This window comes from Pseudomonas ulcerans, from assembly GCF_036324125.1.
GTDB classification, from domain to species: Bacteria; Pseudomonadota; Gammaproteobacteria; order Pseudomonadales; family Pseudomonadaceae; genus Aquipseudomonas; species Aquipseudomonas ulcerans.
Genome location: NZ_JAZDQN010000039.1, coordinates 1 through 20,135, shown reverse-complemented (window position 1 = coordinate 20,135; position 20,135 = coordinate 1). Strand labels below are relative to the sequence as shown.

The window sequence follows — 20,135 nt, the reverse complement described above, 5'->3', positions numbered from 1 at the left end:
GGCTTCTGCCAAAAGATTGAGCGGTGGCTTATTTGCGGGTCAGCAGGCTGACCGCTGCGGAGACGGCATGTCCAAGAGCGCTTTCCACCGAAAGCACCAATGCCTTGGCGGCTTCCGTGGAGAACCCCGCCGAGACGGTGACCGATACAAGAAGGCCAAGCAGGCAGTTGAGCCAGTCCTTGCGACCGAGTCGCTGGCTCGCTTCGGCGGCTTCATCCAATTGCTCTTTCAGAGCGGCGATCTGCTCCGCAGTGGCGAGACGGCTGTTGCGGACTTCATTGATCACCTGCGCCAGAGCCGAGCGGATGTCCGCTTGCTCTTTCGGTGTGAAAGGCGTCTGGTCCGCCATCGACTCGAACGCGCCGAATAGCCTGGCTTGTTCCGGGATGCTTGAGAACCGGACCGTTGCGCTGAAGTCAGTGCTATTCATGAGCCTGACTTGCACATAGCCGTCGATACCAGCGTTAACCAGCATGGATGCACCAATGCTCAGTTTTACTAGATGGTCAGCGAAGGTAGTGCCGCCTAGGATAAGGCTGGCAGTCTGCCGGTTACATTCAGTCACCGTAGCGACCAGATCCGGCGGTTGGACTACTTTGCCGTCCTTCTTGGGAAGGGTAATGCTCACGGGGGAAAATTTATGGCTCATGGGCGTCCTTGTCTTGAAGTGCGGCTAGAAAGGCCGCGTCAGGAGAGGCTGGCATCATGCCAGTAATTCGCTGATCCAGCGAATCTGCCTGGCCAATTCCCCAACCTTCTCCTCCGGCACCTGCCGCGCGCGCTCGAACCCCGCCAGCGTCTTGCGCTTCAACTGCAACAACCGCCGCCATTTCTCCAGAAACGCCGCACTGCGCTCCTGCATCAACAAGGGCCCGAAATACAGTTCTTCCTCGCTGTACATTACCGGCCCCGTGCGCTCGGCCACGACGATCTCGTAATCGAAGCGATTCTCCCGCAGCACCTCTTCCGCCACGATCCGATACCCGCTCTCCATCAACCAGCGCCGCATCGGCTGTCCGCCACCATTGGGCTGCAGCACCAGCAACTCGCGGCCGCCGAGGCGATCGGCATCCGCCTGGAGAATGTCGCGAATCGTCTCTCCACCCATACCGCACATCGTGATCGCGGTAATCCCGTCGTCCGCCTCGATTGCCCGCAAGCCGCTGGCATGCCGCACCACGATCGAGCCTTCCAGGCCGTTCTCGCGAACGCTGCGCAAGGCTGCGTTATAGGGCGTCAGCGCCACCTCGCCAGCCACGGCCGAGGTAATTGCCCCGCGCCGCATCAACGCCACCGGCAGGTAGGCGTGGTCCGAGCCGATATCGGCCAGGCGTGCGCCGGCCGGCACATGGGCGGCCACGCGCTCCAGGCGGCGGGAGAGGGTGTGTTCGTTCAACGGGAAACCTCGTGGTGGCTACAGCCGGCAGATCGGGCCGCGATTCTGGCGGGCAAGCCGCCGGATTTCAAATCCCCGGCCAGGGCAGGCGTGATTCCTCATGCACCTGGCGGGCCTTGGCCGGTACGAAGGGCGTGTCCAGCGTCGCCAGCGCCACCGACACCCAGTCGGAAAATTCTCCGCAAGAGCGCGACCAGAACAGGCTTGACCCGCATTCCGCACAAAACTGCCGCAGCACCGTTGCCGAAGAGGCGAATCCCTTGAGCTGCGCCGTCCCGGCAATCACCCGCAATGCCTCGCGGGGCACGCTGCCGTAGGTGGCAAACGCTGCTCCGTGACTCTTGCGGCACTGCCCGCAATGGCAATGGCTCACCGCCTTCGGCTCGCCGTGCACTTCGTAACGCACCGCCCCGCACAGGCAGCTTCCCTGGTAGATCGCGGTCACCTTGCCACCCCTCTGCGCAAAAGCTGACAGCGTAACCAGCACCCACCCGCGCGTCGAGCGCTCTGGAATGCACCATTGACGAGATGTAACAATTGAAGACAATATGTATACACAGATTATTCGTTCTCTGGTTTGCCATGGAAATGAATGTCTTGCGTCGGCAAAGGCCTGCACCAGCGGCTTTCGCACCTACCAGACGATGCGCGGTTTTCTCCTCGTTTTCAGGCCGTTTCCAACACAAGAACAACACCCAGGTGGCCCAGGAGGCGCTGCAGCTCGCACTCCAATCAACCCCCTTTTGTACAGAGTTGAATCCACATGGCCGTTTCAAGAAGAAAGATCCTTATCGGCGCGGGCGTCAGTGCCGGTGTCGTGGCTGCCGGCGGTGCTGCCTCACTGCTGGCCGACGGCACGCCGAGCGACCCGGCGTCGATGCAGCGCATCGGTTCGCTGCCCAAGGATGACCAGGACCCTGGCTGGTTCCATACCAGCCGCCTGCGCCAGCCGCGTCCGCCGCTGGTGGGCGATGCCCAGGCGCCGTGGGTGGTGGTCGGTGCCGGCTTCACCGGTCTTGCCGCGGCGCGCCAGCTGGCGCTGAACTTCCCCAACGACAAGGTGATCCTGGTCGAGGCCCAGCAGGTCGGCTTCGGCACGTCTGGCCGCAACGCCGGCTTCCTGATCGACGTGCCCCACGACATCGGCGCGCCGGACTACATCGGCGACCGCACCATCGCCACCCAGGTCCTGCACCTGAACCAGCGCGGCCAGCGCATCCTTCGCGACCTGGTGGAAGAGCACAACATCGTCGACGCGCAGATGCGCCACTCCGGCAAGTACCAGGCGGCGGTGGAGGACGAGGGCATCGCCGTGCTCAACGCCTACCGCGGCGGCCTGGAAGGGCTGGGGCAGCCTTGCAAGATCATCGAAGGGTCCGAGCTGCACGAACACATCGGCACCTCGTTCTACCGCAAGGCCCTGTACACCCCGGGGACCATCCTCGTGCAACCGTCCGGGCTGGTGAAAGGCCTGGCCGACTCGCTGCCGGCCAACGTCGAACTGTACGAAGACACGCCGATCACCGCCGTCGACTACGGCCAGAAGACCGTGCTGCATCACCCGACCGGGCGCATCACCGCCGACAGGCTGATCCTCGCCAACAACGCCTTCGGTGCCTACTTCGGCTTCCTCCAGGGGCGCATGCTGCCGATCTTCACCTACGGCAGCCTGACCCGCCCGCTGACTGCGGCGGAGCAGGCGAGCATCGGTGGCAAGGACTTCTGGGGCGTGATCCCGGCGGATCCGTTCGGCACCACCCTGCGCCGCACCCACGACAACCGCATCCTGGTGCGCAACAGCTTCAGCTTCAACCCGGATGGCCGGGCCAAGACCAACTACCCGGAGAAGGTGCGCCCGGCCCATCGCCTGTCGTTCGAGCGGCGTTTCCCGACCCTGGCCAATGTCGAGTTCGAGCACACCTGGGGCGGTGGCCTGGCCATGACCCGCAACGGTGCCGGCTTCTTCGGCGAACTGCGGCCGAACGTCTACGGGGCGCTGGGCTGCAATGGCCTGGGCACGGTGCGTGGCACCGCCACCGGTACGCTGTTGGCCAATCTGCTGGCGGGCAAGCGTGAAGAGCTGACCGAGTACTTGCTGGCCGCGCCGAAGCCGGCGTGGAATCCGCCGGAGCCGATGCTGTCGATCGGGGTGAACTTCACCTTGCGTAGCGGGCAGGCGAAGGCCGGCCTGGAGGGCTGACCCTCAGGACTGCGGCGTGCCGCGCCAGACCAGCTCACGGGTGTCGTAGCCACGCTCGTGAGCAATCTTCAGCAGCGCCTCGCGCCCCGCACTATCAACCTCCCGCTCCCGCGACAGCAACCACAGATACTTGCGCTCCGGGTGCCCGACCAGCGCCACCTTGTACTCGGCATCGTGGTACAGCACCCAGTACTCGCCCTTGGTCAGCCCCGGTGCCAGGCGGCTGAACCAGTTGTCGAAGCGCACCCACAGCTTGTCGGTACGGCCCGGCACCTGGGGCTCGGCGATGCCGTGGGCTTCGTTCCATTCGCCATTCTTTTCCTTGCAGCGGTTGGTCACGTCGATATTGCCGTCCTCGCGCACGTCGTAGTTCGCTTCGGACTCCAGGCAATTGCGCTGGAAGAACATCGGCAGTCGCGCCTGCTCGTACCAGGTGCCCTGGTAGCGCTTGAGGTCGACCTGCATGGTCTGCGGCGGCGCCGCCGCACGCTCGGTGCTGGAGCAGGCGGCCAGGGCCAGGACCAGGCAGGACAGCAGCAGGGGATTGCGCATCGCCATATCGACCTCCGAAGGGTTGTGATCACGCTCTCCTGATCTTTGAGGCACGACCGCCGGGAAAGTTGTGCAAACTTTCGCGGGGTAAAGTTGTACAAAGAAAATATACTTGTACAACTAATTGCAATGATGGAGCAGGCACATGGCTGGCACAAGACGATGGCTGATGCTCTGCCTGATGCTGGGTTTCAGCCTTTCAGCCCATGCCCAATGGCGTGCCGACCTGCCCGAGGCGCGGCTCGTGGGCCAGGGCGAGTTCACCTGGTTCGGCCTGCGCCTGTACAACGCGCGCACCTGGAGCCCGGCGGCGCCGCTGGACTGGAGCCGGCCCTTCGCCCTGGAACTGACCTACAACCGCAACCTGTCCCGCGACACCCTGGTCGAGGCGAGCGTGGACGAGATGCGCCGGCTCGGCGGGCCGGGGCTGGACGAGGCCACGCTGGCGCGCTGGACGGCGGTCATGCAGGAGGCCTTCGTCGATGTGCGCCCGGGCATGCGCATCACCGGCCTGTACCTGCCGGGGCAGGGCTGTCGCTTCTATGTCGACGAGCAGTTGCGCCGCGAGGTCGACGATGCCGCCTTCGCCCGCGCCTTCTTTGCCATCTGGCTCGATCCCCGGGCCCGTGATCCACAACTGCGTCAGCGCCTGGTCGGGCGCTGAGCGAGGAGGGTGAACATGCGTGCAATCCTGGTCCTGTTGAGCTGCCTGCTGCTGGGCAGCTGCGGCAATGTCGAGGTGGATAGCTACGCCGGGCAGCAGCCGCGCCTGGACCTGGCGGCGTATTTCTCGCGCCCGGTGGAGGCCTGGGGCATGTTCCAGAAGCGTTCGGGCGAGGTGGTCAAGCGTTTCCACGTAACCGTCGACAGCCGTCGTGACGGCGAGCGGCTGATCCTCGACGAGCATTTCGTCTACAGCGACGGCACCACCCAGCAGCGCACCTGGACCCTCACCCCGCAGGGCCAGGGGCGCTGGATCGGGCGGGCTGGCGATGTGGTCGGCGATGCCACCGGCGAGGTCGCCGGCAATGCCCTGCACTGGCGCTATCGCCTCGACCTGCCGGTGGACGGGCGCAACTGGATCATGGATATGGATGACTGGATGTACCTGATGGACGAGGACACCCTGATCAACCGCACGCGCATGAGCAAGCTGGGCGTGGAGGTCGGGCAGATCACCCTGTTCTTCCGGCGCCTGCCGGAGGCTGGCCGGTGAGTAAGGCGCCACGCCTGGGGCTGTTGCTGGGCGACCAGCTGTCCTTCGACCTCGATCTGCTGCGTGCCCTCGACCCGGCCCGCGACGTGCTGCTGATGGCCGAGGTCGAGGACGAGACCCGCTACGTGCCACACCACCCGCGCAAGATCATCCTGGTGCTCAGCGCCATGCGCCACTTCGCGCAAGCCCTGCGCGAGCGGGGCTGGCGGGTCGAGTATGTGACGCTGGAGGCGCCGGGCAACAGCGGCAGCATCGTCGGCGAACTGCGGCGCTGGCAGAAGAAGCTGAAGGCCGGGGAAGTGCATGTCACCGAATGCGGCGAATGGCGCCTGGAGCAGCGCATGCGCGACTGCGACCTGCCCATGGTCTGGCATCGCGACCGGCGTTTCCTCTGTTCCCGCGAGGCCTTCGCGCGCTGGGCCGAGGGGCGCAACAATCTGCGCATGGAGAACTTCTACCACGGCATGCGCAAGCGCAACCGCCTGCTCCTGGAGCCGGACGGCGGCCCGGCGGGCGGCGCCTGGAACTACGACCACGACAACCGCAAGCCGCTGCCGCGCAAGGTGCACGGGCCATTTACCGCCAGTTTCAAGGCGGATGCGATCACCCGCGACGTCATCGACCTGGTGCGCGAGCGCTTCACCGATCACTACGGCAATGTCGAGGGCTTCGACTATCCGGTGACCCATGCCGACGCCGAGGCGTTGTGGCGGCATTTTCTCGACCACGGGCTGGCGGCCTTCGGCGATTACCAGGACGCCATGGCCGAGGGCGAGCCGTACCTGTTCCATGCGCGGATCAGCGCGGCGCTGAATATCGGCCTGCTGGATGTCCGGCAGCTGTGCGAGGACGTCGAGCGGGCCTGGCGGCACAAGCAAGTGCCGTTGAATGCGGCGGAGGGCTTTATCCGCCAGCTGATCGGCTGGCGCGAATATGTGCGGGGGATCTACTGGCTGCGTATGCCGGAGTACGCGCAGCTGAATTTCCTCGGCAACCGGCGACCGTTGCCCGAGTTCTACTGGGATGGCCAGACCGATATGCGCTGCATGGCCCAGGTGATCGGCCAGACCCTGGAACTGGGCTATGCGCACCATATCCAGCGGCTGATGGTCACCGGCAATTTCGCCCTGCTGGCCGGAATCGCGCCGCCGCAGATTTGCGACTGGTACCTGGCGGTGTACATGGATGCCTATGACTGGGTGGAACTGCCCAATACCCTGGGCATGGTGATGCATGCGGACGGCGGCTACCTGGGGTCCAAGCCGTATTGCGCCAGCGGCAAATACATCCAGCGCATGTCGGATCACTGCGGCAACTGCGCGTATCGGGTGGACCATGCGGTGGAGGAGGATGGCTGTCCGTTCAATGCGCTGTACTGGCATTTCCTGATGCGGCATCGCCAGGTGTTTTCCGGCAACCCGCGGATGGCGTTGCTCTATGGCAACCTCGACCGGATGAAGGCAGCGCGGCGCGAGGCATTGTGGGCGCGCGGCGAAGCGCTGCTGGCGCGACTGGATGCGGGGGAGCGGTTGTGACACTCCACGCCGCGTGAATCATCAGGTGTCCGGACGGGCCAGCCGCAAACACAGCGGAAACCAGACGGCCCAGATCACCGCGAGCAGCAGCGCCGTAGGCAGTGTGCCCAACGGCAAATCCACGCCCGCCAGCCTGGCCCCGGCCAGGTACGCCAAGGGACCACCCACCAGTCCGCACACCACCGCCAGCCACACAGGGTGCCCCAGCCAGGCCAGGCTATGGCGCATCCCGCTCGCCAGGACCAGCCACAGCAAGGCCAGCCAGCCGGGAAGCGGCCATGCGCTGAAGTGGAAAACCCCGAGCACCCCCAGCAGCGTATCCAGCGCGCAACCGGCCAGCCCGACCCGCAGCAGGACCCAGACCTCGCTCAGCGTCTGCCGGCACAGCCACAGATGCACCAGCAACCCGCCCAGCACGGCCGCCAGCAATCCCGGATAACTCGCCCCGAGAACGCACCCCCACCAGCCGGCCTGCAGCCACAGCGCATTGCCGACCAGCCACGCCCGCCTCACCCCAGCGCTGCCCGCCGGGCCTGCGGTGCGGCCCAGACCAGTTGCGCCACGCCGATCGCCCGTTCCTCGAAGCCGCCCTGGCAATAGCACAGGTAGAACTCCCACAGGCGCTGGAAACTCTCGTCATACCCCAGCTCGCCCAGCGCCACCCGCGACTGGCGCAGATTGTCCCGCCAGTGTCGCAAGGTGCGCGCGTAGTCCTGGCCGAAATCCTCCATGTGCACCAGGTTCAGCCCGGTCTGCCGGCTGGCGGTGTCGAGCAGCACGCTCAGGGAGGGCAGGGCGCCGCCGGGGAAGATGTAGCGCTGGATGAAATCCACCGAGCGCCGTGCCTGGGCATAGCGCTGGTCGCGGATGGTGATGGCCTGCAGCAGCATCAGGCCGTCGTCTTTGAGCAGGGCCGCGCACTGGCGGAAATAGGCCGGCAGGTAGCGATGACCCACCGCCTCGATCATCTCGATCGACACCAGCTTGTCGAAGCGTCCGCGCAGGTCGCGGTAGTCCTCGCGCAGGACCGTGATGCGACTTTCAAGGCCCAGCGCGATTACTCGTTGCAAGGTGTGGGCGTACTGCGCCTCGGACAGCGTGGTGGTGGTGACCCGGCAGCCAAAGCGGGTCGCCGCGTGGATCGCCAGGCTGCCCCAGCCCGTGCCGATTTCCAGCAGGTGCTCGTCGGGCTGCAATTCGAGCTTGCGGCAGATGTCCTCCAGCTTGTTCAACTGCGCCTGCTCAAGGCTTTCGTCGGCGTGGCTGAAGCGCGCCGCCGAGTACATCATGGTGGGGTCGAGCAGGCGTTCGAACAGCGCGTTGCCGAGGTCGTAGTGGGCGAGGATATTGCGCCGCGAACCGTGGCGGTCATTGCGGTTGAGCCAGTGCAGCAGGCGCAGAGCCGGCCGGCCCAGGCGCGCCAGGCCGCCTTCCATGGCGTCGAGCACAGCCAGGTTGGCGACGAACAGGCGGGTCACCGCCGCGACGTCGGGACTGCGCCAGTAGCCGTGGATATAGGCCTCGCCGGAACCGATCGAGCCGTTGGCGGCGACCAGGTTCCAGGCTTCCTCGTCGAGGATTTCCACTTCCGCCTGCAAGGCGCTGGCCGGGTCGCCGAAGCTCCACTCGCGCGAGCCCTGGACCAGCCGCAGGTGGCCGTGGCGCAGGCCCCGCAGTTGCGCGGTGACCGCGCTGCGGGCCAGGCCGCCGAGCAAGGGCAGCAGGCCCGTCGATTTGCTAACGCTCAGGGTGGGCTGGGACATGCTCGGACTCCTCGGCAGAACGGGGTTGGCCAAGGCGCAGGTCGCCATGGCTTGGGTGGTGGTCGTGGATCGGCGTGCGTTTGAGCAGCAGGCGCAGGGCCTGCCAGTAGATGGCGCTGACGGTGCGCAGGCTCATCCACGGGAAGCTGAGGATGTAGCGGTGGATCGCTGCGCGATCGAGGGGTTGGCGTTGCAGGGCGAGGTCCGCTTCGAAGGCCTTTTCGCCCTGTCGCCAGTTCTCCATGTGGATGCGGATACGCGCGGCGTCGAGGCGGAAACTCAGGTGGTAGTCCATGTCCGGCGGCAGGAACGGCGAGACATGGAACGCCTTGGCCACGGCGAAGTCATGGGCCTTGCCGGCTTGCACCGGCAGCACGTAGTGGAAGCGCTCGCGCCACGGCGTGTTGCGCACCTCCAGGAGGATCGCCGCCAGCTCGCCGTCGCGGTCATGGCAGAAGTAGAAGCTCACCGGGTTGAATGAAAGGCCCCAGCAGCGCGGCTGGGTCAGCAGCTGCACGCTGCCCTCGACGCGCCGGCCGCAGGCCTGGAACACCAGTTGGCGCGCGGCGTCGGCCAGCGGCATGCCCTGCCGGGTCAGGGCCGGCAGGTAGTCGCGCTCGCGCCAGCCCAGCGCCGCCCAGCGCGACGCGCCGAGCCAGGGCGACAGCCTGAGCAGGCGCGATTGCTCGTCGAGGTCGACATGCAACATGCCGATGCGATAGCGGAAGGCGTGGGCCCGCGGGCCCAGGCGCCGGTGGCTGACCCAGCCACGACAAAGGCTGCTGTTCACAACCGTTCTCCAAACTGCTCGGCCACCCGCAGCGCGCTGAGCACGCCATCCTCGTGGAAACCGTTGGCCCAGTAGGCACCGCAGAAATAGCTGTGGCGCGGGCCCAGCAGTTCGGCGTGGCGGGCCTGGGCGGCGACGGCGGCGAGACTGTATTGCGGATGGGCATAGTCGAAGCGGGCGATGATGCTGGCGGGGTCGATCCGCGCGGTCTGGTTGAGGCTGACGCAGAAGGTCACCGGCGCCTCGATGCCCTGCAGGATGTTCATGTCGTAGGTCAGCGCAGCGGGAACCCGGGCATCGTCGCCAAGGCGATAGTTCCAGCTGGCCCAGGCCTTGCGGCGGCGTGGCAGCAGGCGGGTGTCGGTGTGCAGGACCACCTCGTTGCCGGCGTAGCGGATCGCGCCGAGGATCTCCCGTTCGTTGGCCTCGGGCGCGTCGAGCAGGGCCAGGGCCTGGTCGCTGTGGCAGGCGAACACCACCTTGTCGAAGCGCTCCGGACCGTCGGTGCTGAACACCGTGACGCCCTCGTCATCCCTGGCGACCCGGGCCACCGGGCAATTCAGGCGGATGCGCCCGATAAAGCTGCGGCACAGGGGTTCGACATAACTGCGCGAGCCGCCCTCGATCACCCGCCACTGCGGACGCTGGTTGACCGAGAGCAGCCCGTGGTTGCGACAGAAACGCACGAAGAACTGCAGCGGGAAACCCAGCATGTCGGCCCGCGACATCGACCAGATCGCCGAACCCATGGGCACCACGTAGTGGTCGATGAAGCGTTGGCCATAGCCCAGGGCGCGCAGGTAGTCGCCCAGGGTCGTGGTCGCCGCGATGCGCCCGCCATCGAGGTCGGCGATGGCCTGGCGGTTGAAGCGCAGGATGTCCCGCAGCATGCCCCAGAACCCCGGCGACAGCAGGTTGCGGCGCTGGGCGAAGAGGCTGTCGAGGTTGTGCCCGTTGTACTCCAGGCCACTGGCCGGGTCGTGCACGGAGAAGCTCATCTGCGTCGGGCGCGAGGCGACGCCGAGGTGGTCGAGCAGGCGGATGAAGTTCGGGTAGGTCCAGTCGTTGAACACGATGAAGCCGGTGTCCACGGCGTAGTCGCGACCTTGCCAGTGCACGTCGAGGGTATGGGTGTGGCCGCCGATCCAGCTGGCGGCTTCGAACACCGTCACTTCGTGACGGCGCGAGAGCAGGTGGGCACAGGTCAGGCCGGCGATGCCGCTGCCGATGATGGCGATACGCATGGGCAGTCAGTCCTTTTCGCCACGGGCCAGGTGCTGGCCGAGCTTCAGGCGCCAGCGCCCGGGCAAGGCGCCAAGCAGGCGCAGGATGGGGATGAAGGGGAAGGGGAAGCTGATCTCCAGGGGCCGCCGGGGCAGGTGTTTGACGATGTACCGCGCCGCGCGTTCGGCGCTCCAGCGTTGCGGCATGGGGAAGTCGTTGCGCCGGGTCAGCGGGGTGTCGACGAAGCCGGGGCTGATCAGGGTGACGTCGATGCCCTGGCTGACCAGGTCGATGCGCAGCGACTCTACCAGGTAGCGCACCGCAGCCTTCGACGCGCCGTAGGCTGCGGCACGGGGCAAGGCCAGCCAGTCTACCGAACTGCCGGTCACCACCAGGTGCGGCTGGCGGCCCTGGCGCAGCATCGGCAGTACGGCTTCCAGGCAATGGCAGAGCCCCAGCACGTTGGTGCGTATGACGCGCTCCACCAGGGACGCGTCGAAATGATCGGGTTCCAGGTACTCGCAGGTGCCTGCGTTGAGGATCGCCACGTCGAGACCGCCCCAGGCCGCCTCGATACGCTCGACCATGGCGCGGACGTCGTCGGCGCGCTCGATATCCCCCGGGATCAGCAGGACCTGGTGCGGCCAGGCGGCGGCCAGCGGCTCCAGGGCCTCCTGGTTGCGTCCGCCCAGGGCGACCTGATGGCCCTGCTCCAACAGTTGCAGGGCCAGCGCGGCGCCGAGCCCGCTGCTGGCACCGGTCAGCCAGCAGCGGCTCATGCCAGGCGGCCCTTGAGCCAGCCGATCACCCCGCCCAGCACGGGCACATGTTCGTAGAGCAGGGCGCCTGCATCGAAGTAATCCTGGTGCCAATGGACGTGCTCGCCCCAGTGCAGGTGGCTGCAGCCGTCGAGGCTGATCATCTGCCCGCCGGCCAGGCGCGGGTGGCGAAAGTGCAGGGTCCAGCGCAGGTAGCCTTGCCCGGGACGGGTTTCGGCGGCGTCGTGGAATTCGTAGCTGAGCTCGCGGACATTGGCGTAGAGCTGGGCGAAATAATCGCGAAGCGCAGGCAGGCCATGGACTTCATGCAACGGGTCGCGGAACACCACGTCCGCGCTGTACAACTTTTCCAGCTCGCCGAGGCTGCCCGCATCCAGTGAGGCAAAGCGTTCGGCAAAACGTTGCAGGTAGATGGACATCCGCGGCTCCGGGCTAATCTTGTACAAATAATGGTGTTTGTACAGGTATGACCCAAGGCTAGGCGGAAAGTTGTACAAGTCAAATTGGCCTGTACAGATTTGTCGGGATACCCAGGCGGGAAGGCAGCGGTTAGGCTAGGCGACTCCAAGAAAATTCCTACATCGCTCAGGAGCACTGCCCATGCTTGGCGTGACCGACTATGGCGCCTTCGTCATTGCCTTCATCATCGTCCTGGCCATTCCCGGCCCCGGCAACTTCGCCTTGATCACCGCCACTGGAAAGGGCGGGATCAAGGCGGGGCTGGCGGCCACCTGCGGCGTGATCCTCGGTGACCAGGTACTGCTGTGGCTGGCGGTGGCCGGGGTGGCCACGCTGCTGGCGGCCTATCCGGCGGCCTTCCATGTGGTGCAGTGGGCGGGCGCCGCGTATCTCGCCTATCTTGGCGTGCGCATGCTGCTGACCAAGCCTGGCGGCGCGCCGCGCAAGAGCCGCATGGACAGTGGCCACTACCTGCGCCAGACCATGATGATCACCTTGCTCAACCCCAAGGCGATCATGTTCTACATGGCCTTCTTCCCGCTGTTCGTCGACCCGGTGAAGCACCAGGGGCTGGTCACCTTCGGCTTCCTCGCGGCCACCGTGGCGGTGGTGACCTTTCTCTATGGCCTGATCGCCGTGGTCCTCACCCATCGCCTGGCCGAACGCATGCGGGCCAACCCGAAGGTGTCGAACATGCTCGAACGCCTGGCCGGCGCTTGCCTGGTGGGCTTTGGCATCAAGCTGGCGGCGATGCGCTGAGGCGCAGACGCCGGTTCAAGGCACGGCAGAAAACACCGACCCGGTGATTCGCTCGCTGAGCAGCTCCAGCGCCCGCATCCCCGCCAGGGAGTTGCCCGAGGCATTCAACGCCGGCGACCATACGCAGATGCTGTAGCGTCCCGGCACCACGGCCACGATCCCGCCGCCCACGCCACTCTTGCCCGGCAGGCCGACCCGGTAGGCGAAGTTGCCGGCCTCGTCGTACAGGCCGCTGGTGGCCATGATCGCGTTGACCTGCTGCGCCTGGCGCGGGGTGAGGATCTGCTCGCCGATATGCGGGCAGTAGCCGCTGTTGGCGAGGAAGGCGAAGCCGCGGGCGACGTCGACGCAGTTCATCGACAGCGCGCAGTGGTGGAAATAGCTGCGCAGCACGGCATCCACATCGTTATGGAAGTTGCCGAAGGCCTGCATCAGGTAGGCCATGGCCGCGTTGCGCGCGCGGTGCTGGTATTCCGACTCGGCCACCACCGCGTCGCTGACGATGCGCGGGTTTCCGGACAGATGGCGGACGAAGTCGCGCATCGACAGGGTCGGCGTGGCGTAGCGCGACTGGTTGATATCGCAGATCACCAGGGCCCCGGCGTTGATGAACGGGTTGCGTGGCCGGCCCTTTTCCACTTCCAGCTGCACCAGCGAGTTGAAGGCCTGGCCGGACGGCTCGTAGCCCAGCCGCGACCAGATGTCCTCCCCGCTGTGGCTGATGGCCTGGACCAGGCTGAACACCTTGGAAATGCTCTGGATCGAGAACGGCGCATGGGCGTCGCCGGCGCAGTGCAAGCGGCCGTCGAGGCTGTATACGGCGATGCCCAACTGGTGCGGGTCGACCTGGGCCAGGGCCGGGATGTATTGCGCGACCTGGCCCTGGCTGAGCAGGGGGCGGACCTGATCGAGGATCTCTTGCAGCATGTCTTGCATGGGGCGACTGCCTGGTGCGTGGGCGAGGAGTACTGGAAGACGCCTCGTCAGGGCGCCAGGGCACGTATCGGCGGCGAGTCCCGGGTGATGCGGGTATGGGTGCGGCAGCGGGGGCCTGGTGGTACTCCTGCGGCGCGCTCCTACCCGCGTCGGCCATCGCTCGGAATGTGTAGATACTCATGCAGCGAAGAGGCACACAAGAAAACCCTCACCCCCGAGGCTCGCGACACGCCTGCTCCAGCACCCGCGGCCCCGGCCCTTCCAGCCCCAGCCGGTCTTCCGGGTTGCGCAACGGACAATCCTCCAGCGACAGGCAGCCGCAGCCAATGCAGTTGTCCAGGCTGTCGCGCAGTGCCTCCAGCGCCCTGATCCGCACGTTCAGGTCTTCCCGCCACGCCGTCGACATCTCCCCCCACTGCGCCGCCGTCAGCTTGCTGTTCGGCGGATAGCGACCGAACGCCTGCTTGATTTCCTCCAGCGGAATCCCGGTGCGCTGCGCCACCTTGATAATCGCGATGGTCCGCAGCACCAGCGCCGGGTAGCGCCGCTGGTTGCCCGCATTGCGCGTGCTCTCGATCAGCCCCTTCGACTCGTAGAAATGCAGCGTGGACACCGCCACCCCGGCCCGTTTCGCCACTTCGCCGACGCTGAGCATGCGCATGCCGTCGGTGTTCTTTTTCCCTGGCACCTGTGTTGACCTCAAGTAAAGTTGAGGTTTTATAGTCCCGCCCCGTCGCGTCCTGCAAGCGCTTTCAGCCAGCAGGGCGTTCACCATCGAGGATCGGGGCAAGGCATGAGCAAGAAGATGCTGTGGGGAGCAGGGGCGGCGGCGCTGGTGGTGCTGGCCGTGGTCGGGGCATGGACGGGGCGTGCGCCCTCGGCACAGGCCAGCGCGGCCTGGCCGGCGACCAAGGTGGCGCTGGCGCGTGTCACGGCGATGCCGGCGCCACGGCAGCAGTTTGCCGTGGGCGAGCTGGAAGCCGTGAATCAGGTGCAACTGGCCGCGGAAAGCGCCGGACGGGTGGTACGCATCGCCTTCGAGTCGGGGCAGGCAGTCAAGGCCGGGCAGTTGCTGGTACAGCTCAACGATGCTCCCGAGCAGGCCGAGCGCCTGCGTCTGCGCGCGCAGTTGCGCAACGCCGAGGCGCTGCTGGAGCGCACGCGCAAGCTGCGCGCCACCAACGTCACCACCCAGGAACAACTGGACAATGCCACCGCCGCCACGGACATGGCTCGCGGCGAGCTGCAGCAAGTGGAGGCGCGGATCGCGCAGAAGGCCATTGTCGCGCCGTTCGCCGGCAAGCTCGGCATCCGCCGCGTGCATCAGGGCCAATACCTGAATGCCGGCGACGCCATCGCCAGCCTCGTCGACCCGTCCAGCCTGCGGGTGAATTTCTCCCTCAACGAGCAGGCCGTGGCCGAGCTGCGCGGCGGCCAGCCGCTGCAATTGACGGTGGACGCCTTGGCCCAGCGGGTATTCGATGCCCGGGTCAGCGCCATCGACCCGCTGATCAGCCCCTCGCGCCTGGTCCAGGTCCAGGCCAGCCTGGCCAATCCGGACGGCCAGTTGCAGCCCGGCATGTACGCCAGCGTGCGCCTCGATGCTCTGCAGCCGCCGAAGGTACTGGCCCTGCCGGAAACTGCGATCACCTACACCGCCTACGGCCAGACGGTGTTCGTCGCCAATCGTGACGGCCAGGGCGGCCTCACGGTCAGCCGCGTCGGCGTGAACACCGGTGAGCGCTGGCAGGGCCGGGTGGAGATCACCTCCGGCCTGCAGGAGGGCGACCAGGTGGTGGTCTCCGGCCAGCTCAAGCTCAGTGATGGCATGCCTGTCGAGCAGGTCGCCGAAGACAGCTTGAAAGACAGCGACGGAGGTCAGTCGTGAGGTTCACCGACCTGTTCGTCCGGCGCCCGGTGCTGGCCCTGGTGGTCAGTGCGCTGATCGTGCTGATGGGCCTGTTCGCCCTCGGCAAGCTGCCGATCCGCCAGTACCCGCTGCTGGAAAGCTCGACCATCACCATCACCACCGAATACCCCGGCGCCTCCGCCGAGCTGATGCAGGGCTTCGTCACCCAGCCGATCACCCAGGCGGTGGCGTCGGTGGAGGGCATCGACTACCTGTCCTCGTCGTCGATCCAGGGGCGCAGCACCATCACCTTGCGCATGGTCCTCAACCGCGACTCGACCCAGGCGCTGACCCAGGCCATGGCCAAGGTCAACCAGGTGCGCTATCGCCTGCCGGAAAAGGCCTATGACCCGGTGGTGGAGCTGTCGGCGGGGGATTCCACGGCCGTGGCCTACGTCGGTTTCTCCAGCGAGACCCTGTCGATTCCCGAACTGAGCGACTACCTGTCACGGGTGGTCGAGCCGCAGTTCTCCGGGATCGACGGCGTGGTCAAGGTGCAGACCTTCGGCGGGCAGAACCTGGCGATGCGCCTGTGGCTGGACAGCGAGCGCATGGCCGGGCGCGGCGTCACCGCCGCCGACGTGGCCCAGGCGGTGCGCGCCAACAACTACCAGGCCACGCCGGGCCAGGTGCGGGGCCAGTACGTGCTCGCCGATATCCGCGTCGATACCGACCTGACCAGCGTCGAGGCGTTCCGCGACCTGATCGTGCGCAACGACGGCAGCGACCTGGTCCGCCTGCGGGACATCGGCACCGTCGAACTCAGCGCCGCCATGACCCAGACCAGCGCCACCATGGACGGCAAGCCTGCAGTGCACCTTGGGCTGTTTCCCACGCCCTCGGGGAATCCGCTGGTAATCGTCGACGGCATCCGCCAGCTCCTGCCACAGATCCAGCAGACCCTGCCGCCGGGAGTGAAAGTGGCGCTGGCCTACGAGACCGCGCGCTTCATCGACGCCTCGATCGACGAGGTGATGCACACCTTGGTGGAAGCCATGCTGATCGTGGTGGCGGTGATCTGGCTGTGCCTGGGCTCGCTGCGCAGCGTGGCCATCCCGGTGCTGGCGATCCCGCTGTCGATGCTCGGGGCGGCGGCGCTGATGCTGCTGTTCGGCTTCAGCCTCAACCTGTTGACCCTGCTGGCGATGGTCCTGGCCATCGGCCTGGTGGTGGACGATGCCATCGTCGTGGTGGAGAACGTCCATCGCCATATCGAGGAAGGCCGGACGCCCATCGCCGCAGCGTTGGCCGGTGCCCGGGAAATCGCCGGGCCGGTGGTCGCCATGACCCTGACCCTGGCGGCGGTCTATGCGCCGATCGGCCTGATCGGCGGGCTTACCGGCACCCTGTTCCGCGAGTTCGCCCTGACCCTGGCGGGGGCGGTGATCGTCTCCGGCGTGGTTGCCCTGACCCTGTCGCCGGTGATGAGCTCGCTGTTGCTCCAGCCGGGCCAGCAGGAGGGGCCGATGGCCCGACTGGCGGAAAAGGTCTTCGGCGGCCTGGCCACGGGCTATGGCCGGTTGCTCGGGCAGTCGCTGGCGCGTCGCTGGATCAGCGGTGGCGTGGCCTTGCTGGTGTGCCTGAGCCTGCCCTGGCTGTACCTGCAGGCGCAGCGCGAGTTGGCGCCGCCGGAAGACCAGGCGGCGGTGCTGACCGCGATCAAGTCGCCGCAGTACGCCAACCTGGAGTACGTCGAGCGCTTCGCCGCCAAGCTGGACCGGGTGATGAAGTCGATCCCGGAAACCACCGACACCTGGATCATCAACGGTACCGACGGGCCGGCCTCCAGCTTCGGCGGCATCAACCTCAGCGCCTGGGACGCGCGTGAGCGCTCTGCGGCGCAGGTACAGGCCGACCTGCAGCAGGCGGTGGGCGAGGTCGAGGGCAGCAGCATCTTCGCCTTCCAGGTGGCTTCGCTGCCGGGTTCCAGCGGCGGCTTGCCGGTGCAGATGGTGCTGCGCAGCGCCCAGGACTACCCGGTGCTCTACCAGACCATGGAAAGCCTCAAGCAGCGCGCCCGCGAAAGCGGCCTGTTCGTGGTGGTGGACAGCGACCTCGACTACAACAACCCGGTGGTCAGGGTCAGCATCGACCGGGCCAAGGCCGCCAGCCTGGGCATCGCCATGCAGGACATCGGCGACTCCCTGGCAGTGCTGGTGGGCGAGCAGTACATCAATCGTTTCGCCTTGTTCGGCCGTTCCTACGACGTGATCCCGCAAAGCATCCAGGACCAGCGCCTGACCCCGCAGGCCCTGGCCCGCCAGTACGTGCGCGCCGACCACGGCGGCCTGGTGCCTCTGTCTACCGTGGTGCGCCTGGACATGAGCGTGGCGCCCAATCGCCTGCTGCAGTTCGACCAGCAGAACGCCAGTACCTTGCAGGCGATCCCTGCGCCGGGCGTTTCCCAGGGCCAGGCCGTGGCGTTCCTGGACAAACTGGCCAGCGAGCTGCCGCCGGGCTTCAGCCACGACTGGCAATCGGAATCGCGGCAGTACGTGCAGGAAGGCCTGGCGCTGGTGTGGGCGTTCCTCGCCGCGCTGGTGGTGATCTACCTGGTACTGGCGGCGCAGTACGAGAGCCTGGTGGACCCGCTGATCATCCTCGTCACCGTGCCGCTGTCGATCTGCGGCGCGCTGCTGCCGCTGGCCCTGGGCTGGGCGACCCTGAACATCTACACGCAGATCGGCCTGGTGACCCTGATCGGGCTGATCAGCAAGCACGGCATCCTCATGGTGGAGTTCGCCAACGAGATCCAGGTGCGCGAGGGCCTGGGGCGTATCGAAGCGATCGTCCGTGCCGCCCAGGTGCGCCTGCGCCCGGTGCTGATGACGACCGCGGCGATGACCTTTGGCGTGGTCCCGCTGCTGTTCGCCAGCGGCGCCGGTGCCAACAGCCGTTTCGGCCTGGGGGTGGTGATCGTCTGCGGCATGCTGGTGGGCACGCTGTTCACCTTGTTCGTCCTGCCCACCCTGTATTCCTGGCTGGCCCGGGATCACCGCGTGCACGGCGCGCGCCAGCAGCAGCTGGCGGATGCCGAACGCAGCCTTGGCATCAGTGCGACCTGAGGAGTGTCCATGAAGTCTTTCGTTCTAGTGGGTTCGATGTGCTTCGTTGCGGCCTGCAGCCTCGGGCCGCAGTACCAGCAGCCCGATGTGGCGCCGATCACCCTGGCCAGTCCGCAGGCCGGTGCGTTCGCCGTGCCGGGTACGCGAGAGGAAGCGGCCTGGTGGCGCTTCTTCGAGGACCCGCAACTGGCGCGCCTGGTGGAGACGGCGCAGCTGCACAACAACGATGTGCGGCGGGTCCATGCCAATCTGTTGCTGGCCCGTGCCGGCTTCGACGAGCAGGATCGGCAGCGCTTTCCCGTGGTGACCAGCGAGGCGGGTTACCGGCGCAGCCTCGAACAGCAGGCGCTGGACGGGGCGCCTCCGGCGCGCAGCCTGGCCGAGTCCTGGCGGGCCGGGCTGGACCTGCAATGGGAACTGGACCTGTTCGGCCGTCTCGATCATCTGAGCCGCGCCGCGCAGGCACGGGTGCAAGCGTCGCAGGCGGAGCTGGCGCAGGTGCAGTTGAGCATCGCCGCCGAAGTGGCGCAGGCCTATTTCGAGGCCCAGGGGCAGCGGCAGCAACTGGCCCTGGCGCAGGATGAAATGCGCAGCTGGGGGGAAACCGTGCGCATGGTCGAGGCCCAATTGCAGGCTGGCAGCGGTTTGCCCGAGGATCGTGAAAGCGCCCAAGGCAACCTGCTGCGCGCCGAGGCGTCGATTCCGCCCTTGCAGAGCCAGTTGCAGCGCAGCCTGTATCGCCTGGCCGTGCTCTGTGGCGAGCGGCCGGGGGGCATGGAGGTGACGCTGGGCAACGTGCCGCCTATGCCATTGGCGCGGCAGTTGCCGCTGGGGGATGTCGACCGGCTGATCCGCAACCGCCCGGACGTGCTGCGGGCCGAGCGATTGCTGGCGGCGCGGGTCGAGGATGTCGGGGCGGCGACGGCGGACCTGTATCCACGGGTGAGTCTTGGCGGTTTCATTGGTTTCTTCGCCTTGCGCGACGGTGACCTGGGCAGTGCGTCGCGGGCCTTCGAGCTGGCGCCCGGGCTGACCTGGCCGGCCCTCGACCTGGGCAGCGTGCGCGCCCGCTTGCGTGCAGCGCAGGCGCGCTCGGCGGGTGAGGGGGCGCAGTTCGAGCAGGTGGTATTGCTGGCGATCGAGGAAGTGGAGGGTGCGGTGGTGCAGTTGAGCGAGCACCAGCGTCATCTGCAGACCCTGGTGCGGTCTGCACGGCATGGCGAGGCGGCGTTCGCTATCGCCAGCCGGCGCTATGACGCGGGTGGCGGGAGTTACCAGGCGGTGCTGGAGAGCCAGCGGGAATTGCTGCGGATGCGCCAGGATATCGCACGGGCGGAGACGGCGTCGTACCGCAATGCCGTGACGCTGTACCGGGCGTTGGGCTGGCGCACTATCTGAGGTGTTCTTCAGGGTCCACATCTCGGTAAAGGGAAGCGCGGGGGGGGGGGTGGGGGGGGGGGCCCCCCCTGGGCGGGGGTATAGTACGCAGGATATCCGGGGGCAAACGCCCCCCCCCAGCGGGCGGGGCGCGCGACCACCCCAGTGTTAGGTG

The 20,135-nt window shown here is 66.8% G+C and carries 20 protein-coding genes; 8 read left to right on the top strand and 12 right to left on the bottom strand.

What is annotated here, in order from left to right; all coding sequences use genetic code 11:
- Positions 1-28: 28 nt before the first annotated feature.
- The 3 genes from V0R59_RS25305 to V0R59_RS25295 all read right to left on the bottom strand — a co-directional run bounded on the left by V0R59_RS25305 (position 29) and on the right by V0R59_RS25295 (position 1,841).
- Complete coding sequence (locus V0R59_RS25305) at positions 29-649, bottom strand: hypothetical protein (RefSeq protein WP_330077433.1); 621 nt, start codon at positions 647-649, stop codon at positions 29-31.
- Between the two features lie 54 nt (positions 650-703).
- The gene (locus tag V0R59_RS25300) at positions 704-1,396 is read right to left on the bottom strand and encodes a tRNA (adenine(22)-N(1))-methyltransferase (RefSeq protein ID WP_330077432.1); all 693 of its coding nucleotides are present in this window, start codon (positions 1,394-1,396) and stop codon (positions 704-706) included.
- 67 nt (positions 1,397-1,463) lie between these two features.
- Positions 1,464-1,841, bottom strand: coding sequence for a GFA family protein (locus tag V0R59_RS25295; RefSeq protein WP_330077431.1), 378 nt, complete (start codon positions 1,839-1,841; stop codon positions 1,464-1,466).
- Positions 1,842-2,273: 432 nt separating this feature from the next.
- Here V0R59_RS25295 and V0R59_RS25290 point away from each other — a divergent pair, with 432 nt between their 5' ends.
- Positions 2,274-3,596, top strand: coding sequence for an NAD(P)/FAD-dependent oxidoreductase (locus V0R59_RS25290; protein WP_330077471.1), 1,323 nt, complete (start codon positions 2,274-2,276; stop codon positions 3,594-3,596).
- A 3-nt stretch (positions 3,597-3,599) separates the two neighbouring features.
- Here the strand turns inward: V0R59_RS25290 and V0R59_RS25285 are convergent, their stop codons facing one another.
- Positions 3,600-4,154 (bottom strand): lipocalin family protein, encoded by a 555-nt coding sequence (locus tag V0R59_RS25285; protein ID WP_330077430.1) that lies wholly within the window; start codon positions 4,152-4,154, stop codon positions 3,600-3,602.
- Between the two features lie 139 nt (positions 4,155-4,293).
- Here V0R59_RS25285 and V0R59_RS25280 point away from each other — a divergent pair, with 139 nt between their 5' ends.
- The 3 genes from V0R59_RS25280 to V0R59_RS25270 are packed head-to-tail and all read left to right on the top strand — an operon-like array spanning position 4,294 to position 6,899.
- A complete protein-coding gene (locus V0R59_RS25280; RefSeq protein ID WP_330077429.1) occupies positions 4,294-4,812 on the top strand; it encodes a chalcone isomerase family protein in 519 nt (172 codons plus the stop codon).
- A 15-nt stretch (positions 4,813-4,827) separates the two neighbouring features.
- Positions 4,828-5,364, top strand: a complete 537-nt coding sequence (locus V0R59_RS25275; RefSeq protein WP_330077428.1) for a DUF3833 domain-containing protein — start codon at positions 4,828-4,830, stop codon at positions 5,362-5,364.
- Entirely contained in the window at positions 5,361-6,899 is a 1,539-nt protein-coding gene (locus V0R59_RS25270) for a cryptochrome/photolyase family protein (protein WP_330077427.1), read from the top strand. The genes V0R59_RS25275 and V0R59_RS25270 overlap by 4 nt, the downstream gene beginning before the upstream one ends.
- A gap of 21 nt (positions 6,900-6,920) precedes the next feature.
- Here the strand turns inward: V0R59_RS25270 and V0R59_RS25265 are convergent, their stop codons facing one another.
- From V0R59_RS25265 to V0R59_RS25240, 6 genes are read right to left on the bottom strand one after another with little or no spacing between them, the layout of a single operon-like run.
- Positions 6,921-7,412, bottom strand: a complete 492-nt coding sequence (locus V0R59_RS25265) for a DUF2878 domain-containing protein (RefSeq protein ID WP_330077426.1) — start codon at positions 7,410-7,412, stop codon at positions 6,921-6,923.
- Positions 7,409-8,662 (bottom strand): cyclopropane-fatty-acyl-phospholipid synthase family protein, encoded by a 1,254-nt coding sequence (locus tag V0R59_RS25260; RefSeq protein ID WP_330077425.1) that lies wholly within the window; start codon positions 8,660-8,662, stop codon positions 7,409-7,411. Before V0R59_RS25260 ends, V0R59_RS25265 begins: the two co-directional genes overlap by 4 nt.
- Entirely contained in the window at positions 8,637-9,452 is an 816-nt protein-coding gene (locus V0R59_RS25255; protein ID WP_330077424.1) for a DUF1365 domain-containing protein, read from the bottom strand. Before V0R59_RS25255 ends, V0R59_RS25260 begins: the two co-directional genes overlap by 26 nt.
- Positions 9,449-10,696: an NAD(P)/FAD-dependent oxidoreductase gene (locus tag V0R59_RS25250; protein ID WP_330077423.1), complete on the bottom strand. Its 1,248-nt coding sequence runs from the start codon at positions 10,694-10,696 to the stop codon at positions 9,449-9,451. The genes V0R59_RS25255 and V0R59_RS25250 overlap by 4 nt, the downstream gene beginning before the upstream one ends.
- A 6-nt stretch (positions 10,697-10,702) precedes the next feature.
- The gene (locus tag V0R59_RS25245; RefSeq protein ID WP_330077422.1) at positions 10,703-11,455 is read right to left on the bottom strand and encodes an SDR family NAD(P)-dependent oxidoreductase; all 753 of its coding nucleotides are present in this window, start codon (positions 11,453-11,455) and stop codon (positions 10,703-10,705) included.
- Positions 11,452-11,874 carry a nuclear transport factor 2 family protein gene (locus V0R59_RS25240; RefSeq protein WP_330077421.1) on the bottom strand — a complete coding sequence of 141 codons (423 nt, stop codon included), beginning with the start codon at positions 11,872-11,874 and terminating at the stop codon, positions 11,452-11,454. The genes V0R59_RS25245 and V0R59_RS25240 overlap by 4 nt, the downstream gene beginning before the upstream one ends.
- A gap of 181 nt (positions 11,875-12,055) precedes the next feature.
- Here V0R59_RS25240 and V0R59_RS25235 point away from each other — a divergent pair, with 181 nt between their 5' ends.
- Entirely contained in the window at positions 12,056-12,673 is a 618-nt protein-coding gene (locus V0R59_RS25235) for a LysE family transporter (RefSeq protein WP_330077420.1), read from the top strand.
- 15 nt (positions 12,674-12,688) lie between these two features.
- Here the strand turns inward: V0R59_RS25235 and glsB are convergent, their stop codons facing one another.
- A complete protein-coding gene (glsB, locus tag V0R59_RS25230) occupies positions 12,689-13,609 on the bottom strand; it encodes a glutaminase B (protein ID WP_330077419.1) in 921 nt (306 codons plus the stop codon).
- A 208-nt stretch (positions 13,610-13,817) separates the two neighbouring features.
- Positions 13,818-14,264 carry a redox-sensitive transcriptional activator SoxR gene (soxR, locus tag V0R59_RS25225; protein WP_330077470.1) on the bottom strand — a complete coding sequence of 149 codons (447 nt, stop codon included), beginning with the start codon at positions 14,262-14,264 and terminating at the stop codon, positions 13,818-13,820.
- Positions 14,265-14,402: 138 nt separating this feature from the next.
- On the opposite strand from soxR, the gene V0R59_RS25220 reads away from it, so the two are divergent.
- Genes V0R59_RS25220 through V0R59_RS25210 form a run of 3 tightly spaced genes read left to right on the top strand, consistent with a single transcriptional unit; the run spans position 14,403 to position 19,981 of the window.
- Positions 14,403-15,497 carry an efflux RND transporter periplasmic adaptor subunit gene (locus V0R59_RS25220; protein WP_330077418.1) on the top strand — a complete coding sequence of 365 codons (1,095 nt, stop codon included), beginning with the start codon at positions 14,403-14,405 and terminating at the stop codon, positions 15,495-15,497.
- On the top strand, positions 15,494-18,583 hold the full coding sequence (locus V0R59_RS25215; protein WP_330077417.1) for a MexW/MexI family multidrug efflux RND transporter permease subunit: 3,090 nt from the start codon (positions 15,494-15,496) through the stop codon (positions 18,581-18,583). Before V0R59_RS25220 ends, V0R59_RS25215 begins: the two co-directional genes overlap by 4 nt.
- Positions 18,584-18,592: 9 nt before the next feature.
- On the top strand, positions 18,593-19,981 hold the full coding sequence (locus V0R59_RS25210; RefSeq protein WP_330077416.1) for a TolC family protein: 1,389 nt from the start codon (positions 18,593-18,595) through the stop codon (positions 19,979-19,981).
- The last annotated feature ends 154 nt before the right edge of the window (positions 19,982-20,135 follow it).